This is a genomic window from Nonomuraea sp. NPDC049714 (assembly GCF_044465295.1).
Classification (GTDB): domain Bacteria; phylum Actinomycetota; class Actinomycetes; order Streptosporangiales; family Streptosporangiaceae; genus Nonomuraea.
In genome coordinates this window covers 188,251-204,738 of record NZ_JBITLM010000004.1, presented here as the reverse complement: position 1 = coordinate 204,738, position 16,488 = coordinate 188,251, and the positions used below count along the sequence as shown (strand labels likewise).

15 protein-coding genes are annotated in these 16,488 nt (G+C 70.7%); 9 read left to right on the top strand and 6 right to left on the bottom strand.

Features of this window, described 5'->3' with window-relative positions; translation table 11 throughout:
- Nucleotides 1-76: 76 nt before the first annotated feature.
- The gene (locus ACIBQX_RS18330) at nucleotides 77-826 is read right to left on the bottom strand and encodes an SDR family NAD(P)-dependent oxidoreductase (protein ID WP_397005849.1); all 750 of its coding nucleotides are present in this window, start codon (nucleotides 824-826) and stop codon (nucleotides 77-79) included.
- 92 nt (nucleotides 827-918) lie between these two features.
- Here ACIBQX_RS18330 and ACIBQX_RS18325 point away from each other — a divergent pair, with 92 nt between their 5' ends.
- Nucleotides 919-1,527 (top strand): TetR/AcrR family transcriptional regulator, encoded by a 609-nt coding sequence (locus tag ACIBQX_RS18325; RefSeq protein ID WP_397005847.1) that lies wholly within the window; start codon nucleotides 919-921, stop codon nucleotides 1,525-1,527.
- A gap of 315 nt (nucleotides 1,528-1,842) precedes the next feature.
- Here ACIBQX_RS18325 and ACIBQX_RS18320 read toward each other — a convergent pair whose 3' ends face one another.
- A complete protein-coding gene (locus ACIBQX_RS18320) occupies nucleotides 1,843-4,239 on the bottom strand; it encodes a DEAD/DEAH box helicase (protein WP_397005845.1) in 2,397 nt (798 codons plus the stop codon).
- 395 nt (nucleotides 4,240-4,634) lie between these two features.
- Here ACIBQX_RS18320 and ACIBQX_RS18315 point away from each other — a divergent pair, with 395 nt between their 5' ends.
- From ACIBQX_RS18315 to ACIBQX_RS18300, 4 genes are all read left to right on the top strand, one after another.
- Nucleotides 4,635-4,985 (top strand): STAS domain-containing protein, encoded by a 351-nt coding sequence (locus tag ACIBQX_RS18315; RefSeq protein ID WP_101786510.1) that lies wholly within the window; start codon nucleotides 4,635-4,637, stop codon nucleotides 4,983-4,985.
- A gap of 1 nt (nucleotide 4,986) precedes the next feature.
- Nucleotides 4,987-5,412 (top strand): ATP-binding protein, encoded by a 426-nt coding sequence (locus tag ACIBQX_RS18310; RefSeq protein WP_397005843.1) that lies wholly within the window; start codon nucleotides 4,987-4,989, stop codon nucleotides 5,410-5,412.
- Between the two features lie 540 nt (nucleotides 5,413-5,952).
- Nucleotides 5,953-8,238, top strand: coding sequence for a sodium-translocating pyrophosphatase (locus ACIBQX_RS18305; protein ID WP_397005841.1), 2,286 nt, complete (start codon nucleotides 5,953-5,955; stop codon nucleotides 8,236-8,238).
- Between the two features lie 215 nt (nucleotides 8,239-8,453).
- Entirely contained in the window at nucleotides 8,454-8,930 is a 477-nt protein-coding gene (locus ACIBQX_RS18300) for a SixA phosphatase family protein (RefSeq protein WP_397005839.1), read from the top strand.
- Between the two features lie 23 nt (nucleotides 8,931-8,953).
- On the opposite strand, the gene serB is transcribed toward ACIBQX_RS18300, so the two are convergent.
- The 3 genes from serB to ACIBQX_RS18285 form a co-directional block, all read right to left on the bottom strand.
- A complete protein-coding gene (serB, locus tag ACIBQX_RS18295) occupies nucleotides 8,954-10,171 on the bottom strand; it encodes a phosphoserine phosphatase SerB (RefSeq protein ID WP_397005837.1) in 1,218 nt (405 codons plus the stop codon).
- Nucleotides 10,172-10,232: 61 nt separating this feature from the next.
- A complete protein-coding gene (locus ACIBQX_RS18290; protein WP_397005835.1) occupies nucleotides 10,233-11,243 on the bottom strand; it encodes an S-adenosylmethionine:tRNA ribosyltransferase-isomerase in 1,011 nt (336 codons plus the stop codon).
- Between the two features lie 104 nt (nucleotides 11,244-11,347).
- Complete coding sequence (locus tag ACIBQX_RS18285) at nucleotides 11,348-12,004, bottom strand: SDR family NAD(P)-dependent oxidoreductase (protein ID WP_397005833.1); 657 nt, start codon at nucleotides 12,002-12,004, stop codon at nucleotides 11,348-11,350.
- A gap of 93 nt (nucleotides 12,005-12,097) precedes the next feature.
- On the opposite strand from ACIBQX_RS18285, the gene ACIBQX_RS18280 reads away from it, so the two are divergent.
- Both ACIBQX_RS18280 and ACIBQX_RS18275 read left to right on the top strand, forming a co-directional pair.
- Complete coding sequence (locus ACIBQX_RS18280) at nucleotides 12,098-13,213, top strand: GAF domain-containing sensor histidine kinase (protein ID WP_397005831.1); 1,116 nt, start codon at nucleotides 12,098-12,100, stop codon at nucleotides 13,211-13,213.
- Nucleotides 13,210-13,851, top strand: a complete 642-nt coding sequence (locus ACIBQX_RS18275) for a response regulator (RefSeq protein ID WP_397005829.1) — start codon at nucleotides 13,210-13,212, stop codon at nucleotides 13,849-13,851. The genes ACIBQX_RS18280 and ACIBQX_RS18275 overlap by 4 nt, the downstream gene beginning before the upstream one ends.
- A gap of 27 nt (nucleotides 13,852-13,878) precedes the next feature.
- Here ACIBQX_RS18275 and ACIBQX_RS18270 read toward each other — a convergent pair whose 3' ends face one another.
- Nucleotides 13,879-14,595, bottom strand: a complete 717-nt coding sequence (locus ACIBQX_RS18270) for a hypothetical protein (RefSeq protein WP_397005827.1) — start codon at nucleotides 14,593-14,595, stop codon at nucleotides 13,879-13,881.
- Between the two features lie 70 nt (nucleotides 14,596-14,665).
- On the opposite strand from ACIBQX_RS18270, the gene ACIBQX_RS18265 reads away from it, so the two are divergent.
- Nucleotides 14,666-15,454 (top strand): ABC transporter ATP-binding protein, encoded by a 789-nt coding sequence (locus tag ACIBQX_RS18265; protein WP_397005825.1) that lies wholly within the window; start codon nucleotides 14,666-14,668, stop codon nucleotides 15,452-15,454.
- Between the two features lie 78 nt (nucleotides 15,455-15,532).
- A complete protein-coding gene (locus tag ACIBQX_RS18260; RefSeq protein ID WP_397005823.1) occupies nucleotides 15,533-16,462 on the top strand; it encodes an SPFH domain-containing protein in 930 nt (309 codons plus the stop codon).
- Nucleotides 16,463-16,488: the final 26 nt, after the last annotated feature.

Here is a 16,488-nt window from a genome sequence, read left to right as displayed (position 1 = left end):
CCTGGTACGGCCGGCCGGACGACGGGCTCTTGGTCGGTGGCGACGATGGCCGGCGGGGCGCCGCCGGGTAGCGGGCTCAGATCTGGTTCTCGCCTCCGTCGATGTACAGGTTGGTGCCGATGATGTAGCTGCTGTCCGCGGAGGCGAGGAAGGCCACGGCGGCGGCGACCTCCTCCGGGCGTCCCATCCGGCCTATCGCGACGTCGGCGCCCAGGTTCGCCTTGAAGGCGGCCGCGTTCTGCTCGCCGACGAGTTCGGTGATTCCGGAGGTGTCGATCGGCCCCGGCGAGATCGCGTTGACGCGGATGCCCCGGTCCTTGAGCTCGTTGGCCCAGGTCCGTGCGAATGACCGGACGGCGGCCTTGGACGCCGCGTACGCGCCGAAGGCAGGTGTGCCGTTCTCGGCGGCGGTGGAGGCGTTCAGGATCACTGAGGCGCCGTCGTTGAGCAGTGGCAGCGCCTTCTGCACGGTGGCGAGCGTGCCCTTGACGTTGACTCCGAAGATGCGGTCGTAGTCGTCCTCGGTGATCTGCTCAAGCGTCGCGAACGAGGCGGTGGCCGCGTTGGCGAACAGCACGTCGAGGCCCTGGCCACGGTCCCGGACCGCGTCGTACAGCCGGTCCAGGTCGGCCGGGTCCGTGATGTCGCCCGGTATCGCGGTGGCCGCCGAACCGATGGTGCCGACGGCCTCGTCCAGCTCGGCCTTGCGCCTGCCGGTGATGAACACGTGAGCCCCCTCGGCCGCCAGCCGTGCGGCGGCGGCTCGGCCGATGCCCCGCGTGCCGCCGCCGGTGACGACGGCGGTCTTACCTTCTAGCCTTCGCATCTATGACCTCCACCTATTTCCAGACCGATCGGTACTGAACGAGACCGTAGCACTTCCGTGCCGTTCGGTACAGAAGGGGTATGATGCGGAATGTGGAAAGCACTCGGAGGGCGCCGATAGGTCGGCCGCGGGGGTTCGACGCCGACGAGGCCCTCGAGCGGGCAGTGCTGGTGTTCTGGGAGCAGGGCTACGAGGGCGCCAGCCTGACTGACCTGACCAGCGCCATGGGCATCACCCGCACGAGCATGTACGCGGCCTTCGGCAACAAGGAGGAACTGTTCCGTAAGGCCCTGGAGCGCTACACCGAAGGTCCGGCCGCGTACGCGGCACGTGCGCTGGAGGAGCCGACCGCCCGGGGAGTGGCCACGGCCTTCCTCGCCGGCTCCGTGAGGGCGTCCACCCGGCCCGGCTGCCCCGCCGGATGCTTGGGCGTCCAGGGCTCGCTGGCCGCCGGCGAACCCGGGCGAGTCGCCCGCGACACCCTCGTCGCCTGGCGCGACGAGGGCCGTTCACGCCTGCGTGACCGGTTCCAGCAAGCCGTCGACGAAGGCGATCTGCCCCCGGATGCCGATCCGGGGCTGCTCGCCCGCTACGTCATGACCGTGGCGAACGGCATCGCCGTCCAAGCAGCCGGCGGCACCGGCCGCGACGAACTCCAGCAGGTGGTCGACGCCGCCCTGCGAAACTGGCCGCCCGGCTGACGACTACGTGCCCCCGTTATAGACGTAGGGCCAGTCGGCTCTTCTCGCCATCCTGGCCGGTAACTGTCTCCTGGGGCCCCTGTGACGGCTGGAACGTTTGCGCAACGGCTCAAGGGCTCCTGTCCGAAGATTTACGGTCAATCTCATGACATCTGTACGTACTTGAGGTGACAGAACTGGTCGGGCGTAGGCAAGGCGGTCTGGAGACGGATTGAGCCGCGCCGCGCCTGGTGAACTCCGCCGGCGCAGGCTCGCCTCCATGCACGCCCCTGCCCGGATCCCGCTCGCCGCTGCGGAGGAGGCGGCGGCGTGTGGTCAGGGGGTGAGGAGGGTGGCGAGGAGGCGGAGGGCGCCGCGTTTGTCCAGGGGCTCGTTGCCGTTGCCGCACTTCGGGGACTGGATGCAGGAGGGGCAGCCGCGTTCGCATTCGCAGGAGGCGATGGCCTCGCGGGTGGCGGTGAGCCAGTCGGTGGCGCGGGCGTAGCCGCGTTCGGCGAACCCCGCGCCGCCCTCGTGGCCGTCGTAGACGAACACGGTGAGCAGGCCCGTGTCGGCGTGGAGTTCGGTGGAGACGCCGCCGATGTCCCAGCGGTCGCATGTGGCGAACAGGGGGAGGAGGCCGATGGCGGCGTGTTCGGCGGCGTGGGCGGCGCCGCCGAGGTCGAAGCCTTCCTCGGCCAGGGCGGCCACCTCGGAGGCCGGCAGCGTCCACCAGACGGCGCGGGTGCGCAGGGTGCGGGGCGGTAGGTCCAGGGGTTCGTCGCCGAGCATCTCGCCTGACTGGAGTCGGCGTTTGAGGTAGGAGACGACCTGCCGGGTGACCTCCACCTCGCCGAAGTGCAGGGTGCCGGGGCCCAGGGCGTGGGAGCGGAGGGTGGAAAGGAGGGAAATATCGGTGATGTCGCGGGCGAAGGTGGAGTAGTCAGGCTGTGCGCTGGACACCAGGGCCACGCCGGCTTCGAGGTCGAGAAGCTCTACCAGGAACGTCTCGCCCTGGTGGATGTAGACGGCGCCCGTGTGGACCATGGTGTGCGCGGACGGCTCGTCGACGCTGCCCAGCAGGCGGCCGGTCGAGGACTCCACGACCTGGATCGGCGCGCCGCCGCCACCCCGGATGTCGGCCAGGTCGGTGGCGCGCTCGCGCTTGGTCCAGAACCATCCGGCCGGGCGTCGGCGCAGCAGGCCGTCGGTGACGAGGGTGTCGAGTACGGCGGCCGCGGTGTCGCCGAAGATGGGCAGGTCATCTTCGCTCAGGGGGATCTCGGCGGCGGCGGCGCACAGGTGGGGGCCGAGGACGTACGGATTGTCGGGGTCCAGGACGATCGCCTCGACGGGCCGGCCGAACAGGGCGTCGGGGTGATGGACGAGGTAGGTGTCCAGGGGGTCGTCGCGGGCGATGAGCACCGCCAGCGCGTCCTGGCCGTCGCGGCCCGCCCGACCGGCCTGCTGCCAGAGGGAGGCGCGGGTGCCGGGCCAGCCGGCGATCAGGACGGCGTCCAGGCCGGACACGTCCACGCCGAGTTCCAGCGCGTTGGTGGTGGCCAGTCCCATGAGCGTGCCCGAGCGCAGCGCCTTCTCCAGGAGCCTGCGGTCCTCGGCCAGATAGCCGGCCCGATAGGCGGCGACCTTCTCGGGCAGGTCGGAGACCTCCGGCAGCGCCCATGCCCGAGCGTCGTCGGCCTGAGGACCGGCGGGCCCGCCCACCTCAGCGGGCGGTTCGCCCGCCCCGGGCCGACCGGAGAGGCCCAGCCCCGAGCCGACCCGGTCGGACGTGGGCGAGCCGGGACCGACCCGGTCGGACGTGGGCGAGCCGGGACCGGGCCGGTCGGCGCTGGGCTGGTCGGTCAGGGGTTCGTCCGTCCCAGGCCCTGCGCCCGTGGCAGGGGCGGTCTCGACCGTGTCAGGCCGGCCGGGCGCATCGGGCAGGGCCGGGCCTGTAGGGACGGTACGGGTCGTACCGAACTGGTGGGACAGGGAGAAAGCCACGTCGGCGAGTTTGGCGCGGGCGGCGAGGGCGACCGTTTCGGCGCCGCGGCGGGAGCGGACGAAGGCGAGGGTGCGGACGTCCGCCAGCACCAGGTCCGCCAGCAAGTCGGCCGCCTCGGCGGTGGCCGTGCGCCGCACCGGCGCCCCTCCCTCGCCCCGCAGCTCCGTCAGGGGCGGCTCCCAGAGCGCGACGGTCGTCGAGCCCTTCGGCGAGGCGTCCGTCGTCACCTCGGCCATCTCAAGCCCGGTGAGCCGCTTGGCGAACGTGCCGGGCTCGCTGGCGGTGGCCGAGGCGAGCAGGAACGTGGGCTGCGCGCCGTAGCGGGCGCAGACGCGGCGCAGGCGGCGCAGGATCTGGGCGACGTGGGAGCCGAACACGCCGCGGTAGCCGTGGCACTCGTCGATGACCACCAGCCGCAGCCGCCGGAAGAACGCCGACCACTGCGCGTGCCGGGGCAGGATGCCGCGGTGCAGCATGTCGGGGTTCGTCAGGACGTAGTTGGCGTTCTTGCGGACCCAGGTGCGCTCCTCGAACGGTGTGTCACCGTCGAAGCAGGCGGCCCGCACCTGGGTGATGCGCAGGTCGCGGATGCCGCGGAGCTGGTCGGCGGCCAGGGCCTTGGTCGGCGTGAGGTAGAGAACGGTGCCGCCGTCGAGACAGGAGGCGACCGCCGGGGTCAGGTAGGCGAGTGACTTCCCGGAGGCCGTACCGGTGGAGATGATCACGTTTCGGCCACGATAGGCCAGGTCGGCGGCCTCGTACTGGTGCGGCCACAGTCCCGTGACGCCGTGGTTCGCCGAGCGCGTAACCAGGAGTTCGGGCGCCCAATCAGGCCATTTGGCTTGACCGGCCTGACGTGCTGGAACATGCTCCACATGGGTAACACGCTCATGACGTGCGGGAACTCCGAGCAGGTGTTGGAGGAGTGGACCCGTTCGGTGTGGGGAGGATGCGGAGGAAGTCACTGTTTCCAGTCTGCGTCCGTGGGCAAAGTCGTCGGGAATCGTGATTTCGTGTAGACACAAGCCAGGCGCGTGGTTGAATGCCGCGCGTCGGGGTCCGGCACTCCAGAGTGCCAGGCCCGCAAGGGTAGTTTCGCAGGCGAGGCGCTGGAGGATCTGTGGATCTGAAGTTGGATCACCGCACCGAAGACGGACTCACCATCGTGGAGGTCGAAGGTGAGATCGATGTCTACACGGCGCCGAGATTGCGTGAGCTTCTCATCGACCTGGTGAACAAGGGCAACTTCCACCTGCTCGTCAACATGGAGAAGGTGGACTTCCTGGACTCGACGGGTCTTGGTGTCCTGGTCGGTGGGCTCAAGCGAGTTCGTGCGCACGACGGCTCCCTGGAGCTGGTGTGCACCCAGGAGCGCATCCTCAAGATCTTCCGGATCACCGGGCTGACCAAGGTCTTCGGGATCTACGCTTCGGTCGACGAAGCCAAGGAAGCTCACGGCAAAGACAAGTAGCATGGCTACCGTCGAGCTGACGTTCAGCGCTCTTCCCGCCCATGTGCGGACCGCCCGGTTGGTGGCGACGGCGATAGCCCGCCGCACCGGCGTGGAGGAGTCCCTGCTGGACGAGGTCCGGCTCGCCGTGGGTGAGGCGTGCTCCCGGGCGGTCGAGGCGCATCGCGCACACTGCCCGGGCGAGCCCATTCGCATCGAGCTCAAGGACGACTCTGGGCGGTTCGAGGTCACGGTCAGTGACCAGGCGCCCAGTGATGAGATCAAGCAGGAGCAACCCCTTGATCTGGGCATGCTCTCCGACTCGTTCATGTCCGGTTTCGGCATCGCCGTGATCGCGGGCCTGGCCGACGACGTGGAGGTCTTTCCCAGCCCCAAGGGCATGCGCATCCGCATGAGCTGGCCCGCCGTCAACGGCCACCCGAGCTGACCGGGCCTCCCGTAGGAGCGTTCCGGAGGCTCCAGGAAGCCCGCAGGCCGGCGTTAAGGACACCTGCGACACCCAAGTCACCCACGGTCGCGTAGCGTCGCAGAGGGGCGTTCAGGGCGGTGTACGGCGCGACCCGCCGGCGGCGTCGGCCGCCGCCGGACGTGCTCGTGTGCCGTGAGACCGGAGTCTCCGAAGATTTTTACGGAGGCTCCGGTCTTGCTCATGTGCGCGCGACTCGCCGGGCGGTTTCGGTCGGCACTTTTTTCTGCGCAGTCATGCCCGTAAAGCCGGGGAAATACCGCCTGTCAGATCCCAAAACGCCCCGCTGTCAGGCGCTTACTGGACAGGCGCACAATTCCCCGCGTCCAGAGCCTTCATATCTGAGAATCCCCTGCGTAGACTCCCGGCACCGGCCAAGGTGATCTGGCGAAACCGCGGATTCAACCGGAAGCGGCACCCATAACCCGGATGGTGCCGCACCCGCCCAGCCGACATTGCAGCGCCACCCGGGCAGGACGACCGGTCTTGCCGAGGAGAACGATGTCTAGGCACTTGCTGGCACTGGAGCCAGCGTCCAATCTGGCCCTGAGCTCTAACAACCTCACCATCGTGATCGTGGTCGCCGCGGTCGCACTGATCGCGCTAGCCGTCGCAGGCGGCCTGGTGCGCGAGGTGCTGGCCGCCGACCAGGGCACGGAGCGCATGCAAAATATCGCCCGTGCCGTTCAGGAGGGGGCCGCCGCCTATCTTACGCGGCAGTTCCGCACACTGGCGATCTTCGTCGTCATCATCCCCTTCCTGCTGCTTCTGCTACCGGGCGAGACCGACGTACGCATCGGCCGCTCGATCTTCTTCGTGGTCGGCGCGGTGTTCTCCGCCCTGACCGGGTTCATCGGCATGTGGCTGGCCGTGCGCGGCAACGTCCGCGTCGCCGCCGCGGCCCGTGAGTCGGGCGAGAAGCTCGCCATGCGCATCGCCTTCCGCACCGGCGGCGTGGCCGGCATGTTCACCGTCGGCCTGGGCCTGCTGGGCGCGGCGGTGGTCGTCTTCGTCTACCAGGGTGACGCGCCGGGCGTGCTCGAAGGCTTCGGCTTCGGCGCGGCGCTGCTGGCGATGTTCATGCGCGTCGGCGGCGGCATCTTCACCAAGGCCGCCGACGTCGGCGCCGACCTGGTCGGCAAGGTCGAGCAGGGCATCCCCGAGGACGACCCGCGCAACGCGGCGACCATCGCCGACAACGTGGGCGACAACGTCGGAGACTGCGCCGGCATGGCGGCCGACCTGTTCGAGTCGTACGCCGTCATGCTGGTCGCCAGCCTCATCCTGGGCCGGGTCGCCTTCGGCGAGGAAGGCCTGATCTTCCCGCTCATCGTCCCGATGATCGGCGTGATCACCGCGATCATCGGCATCTTCGTCACCCGCATGCGCGACGGCGACCGCAACGGCATGGCCGCCATCAACCGCAGCTTCTTCATCTCGGCCGCGATCTCCGCGGTCCTGGTCGCGGTGGCGGCCTTCTGGTACCTGCCCAGCAGCTTCAGCGCCCTGTCCGGTTCGGGCGTGCAGTCCGACGCCGACCCGCGGATCATCGCGATCGGCGCGGTGCTCATCGGCCTGGTCCTGGCCAGCGCCATCCAGCTGCTGACCGGCTACTTCACCGAGACCACCCGGCGCCCCGTGCGTGAGATCGGCGAGAGCTCGCGCACCGGCGCGGCGACCGTCATCCTGGCCGGCATCAGCGTCGGCCTGGAGTCGGCCGTCTACTCTGCGCTGATCATCGGTGGCGCGGTCTACGGCGCGTTCCTGCTCGGCTTCGGCAACGTGACGGTCGCGCTGTTCGCGGTCGCGCTGGCCGGCACCGGGCTGCTGACGACGGTCGGCGTCATCGTCTCGATGGACACCTTCGGTCCGGTCTCCGACAACGCGCAGGGCATCGCCGAGATGTCCGGCGACGTCGAGGGCGAGGGCGCCCAGGTGCTCACCAGCCTCGACGCGGTCGGCAACACGACCAAGGCCATCACCAAGGGCATCGCGATCGCCACCGCGGTGCTCGCGGCGACGGCGCTGTTCGGCGCCTTCAGGACGGCGGTGGAGGGCGAGCTGCCGGCCGGATCCGCGTTCAGCCTCAGCGTGGACGCGCCCAACGTGCTGGTCGGCCTGATCATCGGCGCGTCGGTGGTGTTCCTCTTCTCCGGCCTGGCCATCTCGGCGGTCGGACGGGCCGCGATGCGGGTGGTCTTCGAGGTACGCGACCAGTTCCGCAACAACCCCGGCATCATGGACGGCACGGTCAAGCCGGACTACGGCCGGGTGGTCGACATCTGCACCAAGGACTCGCTGCGCGAGCTGGCCACGCCTGGCCTGCTGGCGGTCCTGACGCCGATCGCGGTCGGGTTCGCGCTGGGTTACGCGCCGCTGGGCGCCTTCCTGGCGGGCGCCATCGCGTGCGGCACCCTGATGGCCGTGTTCCTGTCCAACTCCGGCGGCGCCTGGGACAACGCCAAGAAGCTCGTCGAGGACGGCCACCACGGCGGCAAGGGCTCCGAGGCGCACGCCGCCACGGTCATCGGCGACACGGTCGGCGACCCCTTCAAGGACACCGCAGGCCCGGCCATCAACCCGCTGATCAAGGTGATGAACCTGGTCGCGCTGCTGGTGGCGCCCTCGGTGGTGCTCTACGCGAGCAACCCGGCGGTGCGCATCGGCATCACGGTGCTCGCGGTCGGCGTGGTCGTGGGCGCGATCATCGTCTCCAAGCGCCGTACGGTCACCGTCGAGCCGATCAACAACGACAACGACAGGAAGACGGAGCCCGTGGCCTCCTGACCTGCCTGACGACGCCCGCTCCACGTACGACCGGAGCGGGCGTCGTGCCGTGTCGGGGGGCGTTGGCCGGGCGGGCGGTCACGGTGCGAAACTTGGCGGATGGAAGACAAGCCGCCCTCCGGTGGAAAGACGCTGGCCATGATCCTGCTCGTGATGCTGGCCATCCTGGCGGTGCTCGTCGGACTCGCCATCTGGGCGTCGAGAGGATGATCACGATGCGCACGCTGATCGTGCTGCGCCATGCCAAGGCCGGCCAGGCGCCTGGCGTTCCCGACCACGACCGGCAACTCACCGATCGCGGCGAGCTGGACGCCAAGCGGGCCGGTGCGGAGATCCGCGGCCTGGGCCTGGAGCCCGACCTGGTGCTGTGCTCGCCGGCGCAACGCACCAGGCGCACCGCCCAGCTCGCCCTGCCCGAGGTCGAGACCGACTATCAGCGGCTGATCTATCAGGGCATGGCCGAGGAACTCCTGGAGCTGGTGCACCAGGCCGAGCCGGAGCGGCGGACCGTCGTGTTGTGCGGCCACAACCCGGGCGTGCTGGACCTGGCCCTGTCGCTGACCGGAGAGGACTTCGGCTTCTCGCCGGGCGCGTTCGCGGTGATCCGGACGGAGTCGGCGTGGGCGGATCTCTGGCCGGGCGACGGCAGCCTGGTCACCCTGTGGAGTCCCAAGGAGCACCAGGGCCACTGAGAACCACTGAAACCACTGACAACTCAGCGGGACAGCAGGCCGTCCTCGGCGTCGGCGGCCTCCACCTCCGCCCTGGAGATGCCCAGCAGATAGAGGATCGAGTCGAGGTACGGCGTGTTGACGGCGGTGTCGGCGGCCTGCCTGACGACGGGCTTGGCGTTGAACGCGATGCCCAGCCCGGCCGCGGCGATCATGTCGAGGTCGTTGGCGCCGTCGCCGATCGCCACGGTCTGGCTGATCGGCAGCCCGGCCTCGTGCGCGAAGCGCTCCAGCGCCTTGGCCTTGCCCGGCCGGTCGACGATCTCGCCCACCACCCGGCCGGTCAGCTTGCCGTCGACGACCTCCAGCACGTTCGCGGCGGAGTAGTCGATGCCCAGGTCGTCGACCAGGGCGTCGGTGATCTGGGTGAATCCGCCGCTGACGATGGCGAAGCGGAAGTCGAGCCGCTTGAGGGTGCGCACCAGCGTGCGGGCGCCGGGAGTGAGCACGACCTCCTTGCGCACCTGCTCGAAGACCTCGGCGGACAGCCCTTCGAGCAGGGCGACGCGACGGCGCAGCGACTCGGCGAAGTCGAGCTCGCCCCGCATGGCCTCCTCGGTGACGCGGGCCACCTCTTCGAGGCAGCCCGCGTGGGCCGCCAGCAGCTCGATGACCTCGCCCTGGATGAGCGTGGAGTCGACGTCCATCACGATGAGCCGCTTGGCCCGCCGTGACAGGCCGGTGCGTTGCACGGCCACGTCGACCTGCTGGGCGGCGGCCTCGGCGGCCAGGTCGATCCTGAGCTGGTCGGGGTTGGCGCCGGAGACCGACAGCTCGATGCAGGTGACGGGCCACTGGGCGAGGCGTTCGATGCGGTCGATGTTGGCGCCGGCGGCGGAGATCCGTCCGGCGATGCCGGCGATGGCCGCCGGCTGCAGGGTGGCGCCCAGGACGCTCACCGACAGGCGGCCACGGCGGCGGTGCTCCCTGGTCTGGGACCCGGTGGAGAGCTCCACCTCCATTCCGAGGTCCTCGGCGACGCGCTCCACGGCGGTCCACATGGCGCCGAGCGTGCTGCCGGTGCCGGTGGACGGGCCGCCGGCGTAGGTCACGAGGACGCCGAGCGTGAGGCGGCCACGGATGACGACCTGCTCGATGTCGGACACGGTCACGGGGAAGCCGGACAGGACGGAGAACAGGCGCGAGGTGACGCCTGGCCGGTCAGGGCCGGTGAGAGTGATCAGGAGGGTACGCTGGTCCACATTCGACCACGGTACTGCGCCCGAGTTGGTGCTCGCGTAGCAGGTACGGCTTTCGCGTAGATCAGCCGGTCATGATCAGGTGTGTGTCGCCGAACTCGTGCCACAGATAGCCCTCCCGCAGGGCCGCCTCGTAGGCCAGGCGCAGCGCCGGTCGCCCGGCTATCGCGCTCAGCATCAGCAGGTGGCTGGAGCGCGGCTCGTGCAGGCCGGTGATCAGCCCGGTGACCACCCGCACGCCCGCCTCGGGGGTGATGACGCGGGTGGTCCAGCCGGCCGACGCCGTCACCCGGCCGTCGCCGTCCACGGCCGTCTCCAGCGCCCGCACCACGGTGGTGCCCGCCGCCACCACCCGGCCGCCGCCGCTCCTGACCAGGTCGACCTGGCGGGCGGTGGCCTCGGGCACCTCGTAGCGCTCGGCGTAGGGCGGCTCGTCCTTCTCCGGAGAGGCCACCCCCGTGTGCAGGGTGATGGGCGCGATCCCGATGCCGCGGGCCACCAGGGCCGTCACCAGCTCCGCGGAGAAGGGCCGGCCGGCGCTGGGCATCTCGGCGCTGCCCGGCACGGTGGCGAACACGGTCTGGTAGGCCTCGATCGGCCAGTCCCGGTCCACGTACGAGTAGCGGATCGGCCGTCCGTGCTCGCGCAGGTACGCCTCCACGTCCCGGTCCAGCTCGGCCCGCCACAGGCGCGGCGTCTCGCGCCCGAGCAGGCGCAGCGTCGCCCGTCCCGGCATCGGCAGCCACTCGCCCGGCTCGCCGCCGTCGTACGGCTCACTCGCGGTGGAGGTACGGCGGCGTAGCTCGATCAGCCAGGTGCCGTCCTCCCGTGCGGTGGAGAAGTGCACCGCGAGCCGGTCCAGCCGGACGGCGGCCGGGAGCGTCGCCGAGTTGTTGACCACGATCAGGTCGCCGGGGGAGAGCAGGCGGGGCAGGTCGGTGAAGCGGTGGTGCGCGGGCTCGCGGTCGCCGCTGGAGACGAGCATCCGGACCGCGTCCCGGGCGAGTCCCCGGGCCTCCGGCGGCTCGTGCGCGGACAGCGCGGGCGGCAGCGTGAAGTCGAGCGGCGTGATCATCGAAGTGGTCGTTGAAGTGGTCGTCGGAGGGGTCGTCGAAGAGGCCGTCGAAGTGGTCGTCGGAGGGGTCGTCGCAGGGGTGATCGGCGGAGTCGCTGCAGGAGTCATTGCAGGCTCACCCGGCCGTTGGCGGGCCTGGAGCGCACCAGGTCGAGCAGGGTGGCGGCGACCTTGGCCGGGTCGGTGGCGGCGGCGGCCTCCTGCTCGCCGACCGCGTCGGCCAGCATGCGGGTGTTCATCTCGCCGGGGTCGGCCCACCAGACGGCGACGCGGGGCTCCTCGGCCGCCAGCACGTTCGACAGCTGCTCCAGCGCGGCCTTGGTGGCGCCGTACGCGCCCCAGCCCTCGTAGGCGCCGCTCGCGGCGTCGGAGGTGACGTTCACGATCGCGCCGTGACGGGCGCGCAGCGTGGGCAGCGTGGCCTGGATCAGCGCCAGCGGGGCGGTCACGTTGGTCTCCAGCAGGTCCCTGAACGCCTCCAGCGGGTAGCCGGCCAGCGGCGGCAGCGGGGTCGCGCCCAGCCCGCTCGCGTTGTTGACCAGCAGGTCCAGCTCGGGTGCGGCGCGGGAGAGCCGGGCGACGTGCGCGGGATCGGTCACGTCGCCGGGGATCGCGGTGGCGCCCAGCTCGGCGGCGGCCCGCTCCAGGTCGGTGGCGCCACGGGCGGTGAGGACGAGATGCCAGCCCGCCGCCGCCAGGGACCTGGCAAGGGCGAGGCCGAGTCCGCGGGAGGCGCCGGTGATGAGTGCGGTGTTCGTCATGTCTCGACGGTAGGAATCGGCCGCCGCGCGCACATCGGGCGGAAGGCCCGGCAGGGCCTGGGCATATCGTCCTAGGACCATAGAGTGGGTGCCGTGCCTGCCGAACGAGCCGAGATCCTGCAGGCGGTGAGCTCCGCCGTCCTCGCCGTCACCCGTCACCTGTCGGTGCGCGAGGTGCTGCAGGTGATCGTCCGCTCGGCGCAGCGGCTGCTGGACGCCCGCTACGCCGCGCTCGGCGTGCCCGACGAGGAGGGCTCCTTCGCCGAGTTCGTCGCCGAGGGCATCACCGACAAGCAGTGGGACGCCATCGGGCCGCTGCCGCGACAGCATGGCATGCTCGGCGCGATGCTCCGCGAGGGGGCTCCGGTCAGGCTGCCCGACCTGCGCGACGACCCCAGGTTCGAGTGGTGGCCGAAGGCGCATCCGGTGATGAAGGACTTCCTCGGCGTCCCGATCCTCGACGGCGGCGAGGTGCTCGGCATCATCTTCCTGGCCAACAAGCGCACCCCCGGCGGCTTCACCGAGGACGACCAGGACCTGCTGACGCTCTTCGCCGCGCACGCCGCCATCGCGCTGGCCAACGCCAGGCTGTACGAACGCGGTCGCGAGCTGGCCATGCTGGAGGAGCGCAACCGGGTGGCCCGCGAGCTGCACGACGCCGTCACCCAGAAGCTCTTCTCGCTCAGGCTGACCGCGCAGGCGGCCGGGGCCATGCTCGACAGCGCCCCGGACAAGGCCGCGGTCGAGCTGGAGCGGGTGCAGCGGCTGGCCGGTGAGGCGCTGTCCGAGCTGCGCGCGGTGATCGTCGAGCTGCGGCCGGCCGAGCTGGACCGGCACGGCCTGGCCGAGACCCTGCGCAAGCACGTGCGGATGCTCGACCGCCTGCATCCCTCGCTGGTCACCTTCGAGGCCGGGGAGCTGCCGCCGATGGACTCCGCGGTCGAGGTGGCGGTGCTGAGGGTGGCGCAGGAGTCGCTGCACAACGCGCTCAGACACTCCGGCGCCGACCAGGTGTCGGTGCGGCTGGCGTACGAGAGCGGCAGGTTGTCGCTGACCGTGCGGGACGACGGCGTGGGCTTCGAGCAGGGCGGGTCGCGGGGTCTGGGGCTGGTGTCGATGCGGGACCGGGCGGAGTCCGTGGGCGGGGTGATGACCGTGAGCTCGGCTCCGGGCCAGGGGACGACGGTGTGTGTGGAGGTGGGCGTGTGATCCGGGTGCTGATCGCCGACGACCATCCGGTGGTGCGGCAGGGCCTGCGCACGTTCCTGGATCTGCAGGACGACATCACGGTCGTCGGCGAGGCGGGCGACGGCGCGGAGGCCGTCGAGCTGGTCGAGCGGCTGACGCCGGACGTGCTGCTGCTGGACCTCAAGATGCCGGTGCTCGACGGCCTGGCCACGCTGGGCAGGCTCACCGGCACGGCCACCCGGATCGTCGTGCTGACCTCGGTGAGCGACCGGGCGGACGTCGCGCCGGCGATGCGGGCCGGAGCGGCGGGCTTCCTCTACAAGGACGTGGACCCGTCCGCGCTGGTGCAGGGCGTGCGCGCCGTCCACGGGGGACAGGTGCTGCTCGCGCCGGAGGCGGCCGAGGCGATGCTGGCCGACGGCCAAAGCAGCCAAACCGGCCAAAACAGCAACACCGTGCCGGCGCCCACGTCGCTGACCGAGCGCGAGCGGGAGGTGCTCGCGCTGATCGCGGCGGGCTGCTCCAACCGGGAGATCGCCCGAAATCTGGCCGTGGCCGAGAAGACGGTCAAGACCCATGTCTCCAACGTGCTGATGAAGCTGGGCGTGCAGGACCGGACCCAGGCGGCTCTCTACGCCGTCCGCCACGGCCTTGGTTGATCTCTACCGCACGACCTGACCCGGTCCCTACTGGTTGCGCAGCGGCTCGAAGATGGCGTGGTGCGCGGCCACGACCGCACGCCGTACGGCCCGGTCGAGCTCGCGCAGCACGGCGCCGCGCGTGGCGATCTGCCCCGAGGTGAGCCCGCGCTCCTCGACCAGCCGCAGCACCGCGCCCAGCCGGGTGGCCAGGGCGGAGACCCGGTGGGCCCGCGCGGGATAGCCGGGCGCGAGCTCGCCGCCGCGTCCCAGGTCGTCAGGGCGGCTCTGCGCGGGGCCGTCCACGGACGCCAGCGCGTCCGTCGCCGACCGCACGGCGTCCGACAGCTCCCGCTCCGCCTCCGCCACCGAAGGCAGGTCCAGGCGTACGGGGCCCGTCTCGTGCACGTCCAGCCGTACGCCCACGTAGGACGACCCGCGCAGGTCCAGCGAGGGGACCAGCCCGAGACACCGGTCGGGGAGCACGGCGATGGCGGCCTGCCCGGCGTCGACCGCGGCCGAGTTGAACGCCGCGGGCCCGGACAGCCCCAAGGGGTCGCCGGGCGCCGGCAGCGCGAGCCGGAGCTCGCTCAGCCGGTCGACGCGCAGGTTGGCAAGGTATTTACGCAACGGCACCTGGCCCACGACGGTGGGTCCGGCGACGGCTTCCACGTGGTCAGCCGCCTCGTCGAGACCGACGTGACCGGCGAGCCAGGCGTTGCCCCAGGCGACGAGCGCGGGGCAGACAGGCGATTCAGGGCGCACCGATCCACGATATGCGCTCGCCCTGCAATAGGTTTGTCCCCGTGGGTTACTCCTAAGGGGGGAACGAGGAATGGGTGGTCAGGTGCTGCGCTTCCAGGATGTCGCGTTCAGACGCGATGGGGCGACCCTGCTTCGTGGCATCGACTGGACCGTCAACGAGGACGAGCGGTGGGTCGTCCTCGGTCCCAACGGGGCGGGCAAGACGACGCTGCTGCAGCTGGCGGCCACGACGCTGTTCGCGAGTGACGGGATCGTCGAGGTGCTCGGGGAGCGGGTGGGGCAGGCGGACGTGTTCGACCTGCGGCCGCGCATCGGGCTGGCGAGCTCCGCGCTGGCCGAGCGCATCCCGGCGGACGAGAAGGTCATCGACCTGGTGCTGACGGCTTCCTACGCGTTGCTGGGCCGGTGGACCGAGGAGTACGACTCCAACGACGTGACCCGTGCGGTCGAGCTGATCGACATGATGGGCGCCGCGCATCTGATCCGGCGGCGGTTCGGCTCGCTGTCGGAGGGGGAGCGCAAGCGGGTGCAGATCGCCAGGGCGCTGATGCCCGATCCCGAGGTGCTGCTGCTCGACGAGCCCGCGGCCGGGCTCGACGTGGGCGGTCGCGAGGACCTCGTGCGCCGGCTGGCCGTGCTCGCCGGCGACTACCGCTCGCCCGCGCTGGTGCTGGTGACGCATCACGTGGAGGAGGTGCCGAGCGCGTTCACGCACGCGCTGCTGCTGCGGCACGGCGCGATCGTGGACCAGGGGCCGATCGAGCACGTCCTGACGGCCGACAGCCTGTCGCAGACGTTCGGGGTGCCGCTGACGCTGGACCGCAATGCCCAAGGCCGTTGGTACGCCAGGCCGTACTAGATCGCTCTATTACGGCCACTCACCGTATAAACCAAATATCATTCACGAAGTCGGATCATTCCACTTCGGAGCGTCGCCATGACCGTGGAGCAGCTCATCGTCGCCCTCGTCGTGGTCGCGGCGGTGGGTTTCGGAGTGGCGCGGACGATCCGCATCATCCCGCAGGCCACGGCCGCGATCATCGAGCGGCTCGGCCGCTACCACCGCACCCTCGATCCCGGACTGAACCTGGTGGTCCCGTTCGTCGACCGGATCAAGGAGCTGATCGACCTGCGTGAGCAGGTCGTCTCCTTCCCGCCGCAACCGGTGATCACCTCCGACAACCTGGTCGTCTCCATCGACACCGTCATCTACTTCCAGGTCACCAACCCCAAGGCCGCCACCTACGAGATCGCCAACTTCCTCACCGGCGTCGAGCAGCTCACCGTCACCACGCTGCGCAACGTCGTCGGCGGTATGGACCTGGAGCGCACGCTCACCTCCCGCGAGGACATCAACACCGAGCTGCGGGGCACTCTCGACGAGGCCACCGGTAAATGGGGCATCCGCGTCAACCGGGTGGAGCTCAAGGCCATCGACCCGCCGGCCTCCATCCAGGACTCGATGGAGAAGCAGATGCGCGCCGACCGGGACAAGCGGGCCGCCATCCTCACCGCCGAAGGGCAACGGCAGGCGGCCATCCTGGAGGCCGAGGGCGAGCAGCGGGCGGCCGTCTTACGGGCCCGCGGCGACGCGGAGGCGGCGGTCCTGCGCGCCCAGGCCGACGCGGAGGCCGAGGCCATGCGGGCCAAGGGGCAGGCGGACGCGATCGGCATGGTCTTCAAGGCCATCCACGAGGGCAAACCCGACCAGCACCTGCTGGCCTACCACTACCTCCAGACCCTGCCGGAGATCGCCAAGGGCGACGCCAACAAGCTCTGGATCGTCCCGTCGGAGATGGGCAAGGTGCTGGAGAGCCTCGGCGGTCTCTTCGCTCCCGACAAGTCCCCGAACCCCCCGGACGCCTGACCCACGGTCCCCCTCTAAGCTCGGCT

Bases quoted from the DNA above. Each gene is read 5' to 3' on its own strand.
- ACIBQX_RS18310 (WP_397005843.1), top strand. From the start codon at position 4,987: ATGGCTACCGTCGAGCTGACGTTCAGCGCTCTTCCCGCCCATGTGCGG.
- ACIBQX_RS18265 (WP_397005825.1), top strand. From the start codon at position 14,666: ATGGGTGGTCAGGTGCTGCGCTTCCAGGATGTCGCGTTCAGACGCGAT.
- ACIBQX_RS18285 (WP_397005833.1), bottom strand. From the start codon at position 12,004: ATGACGAACACCGCACTCATCACCGGCGCCTCCCGCGGACTCGGCCTC.
- ACIBQX_RS18305 (WP_397005841.1), top strand. From the start codon at position 5,953: ATGTCTAGGCACTTGCTGGCACTGGAGCCAGCGTCCAATCTGGCCCTG.
- ACIBQX_RS18290 (WP_397005835.1), bottom strand. From the start codon at position 11,243: ATGATCACGCCGCTCGACTTCACGCTGCCGCCCGCGCTGTCCGCGCAC.
- ACIBQX_RS18330 (WP_397005849.1), bottom strand. From the start codon at position 826: ATGCGAAGGCTAGAAGGTAAGACCGCCGTCGTCACCGGCGGCGGCACG.
- ACIBQX_RS18260 (WP_397005823.1), top strand. From the start codon at position 15,533: ATGACCGTGGAGCAGCTCATCGTCGCCCTCGTCGTGGTCGCGGCGGTG.
- ACIBQX_RS18300 (WP_397005839.1), top strand. From the start codon at position 8,454: ATGCGCACGCTGATCGTGCTGCGCCATGCCAAGGCCGGCCAGGCGCCT.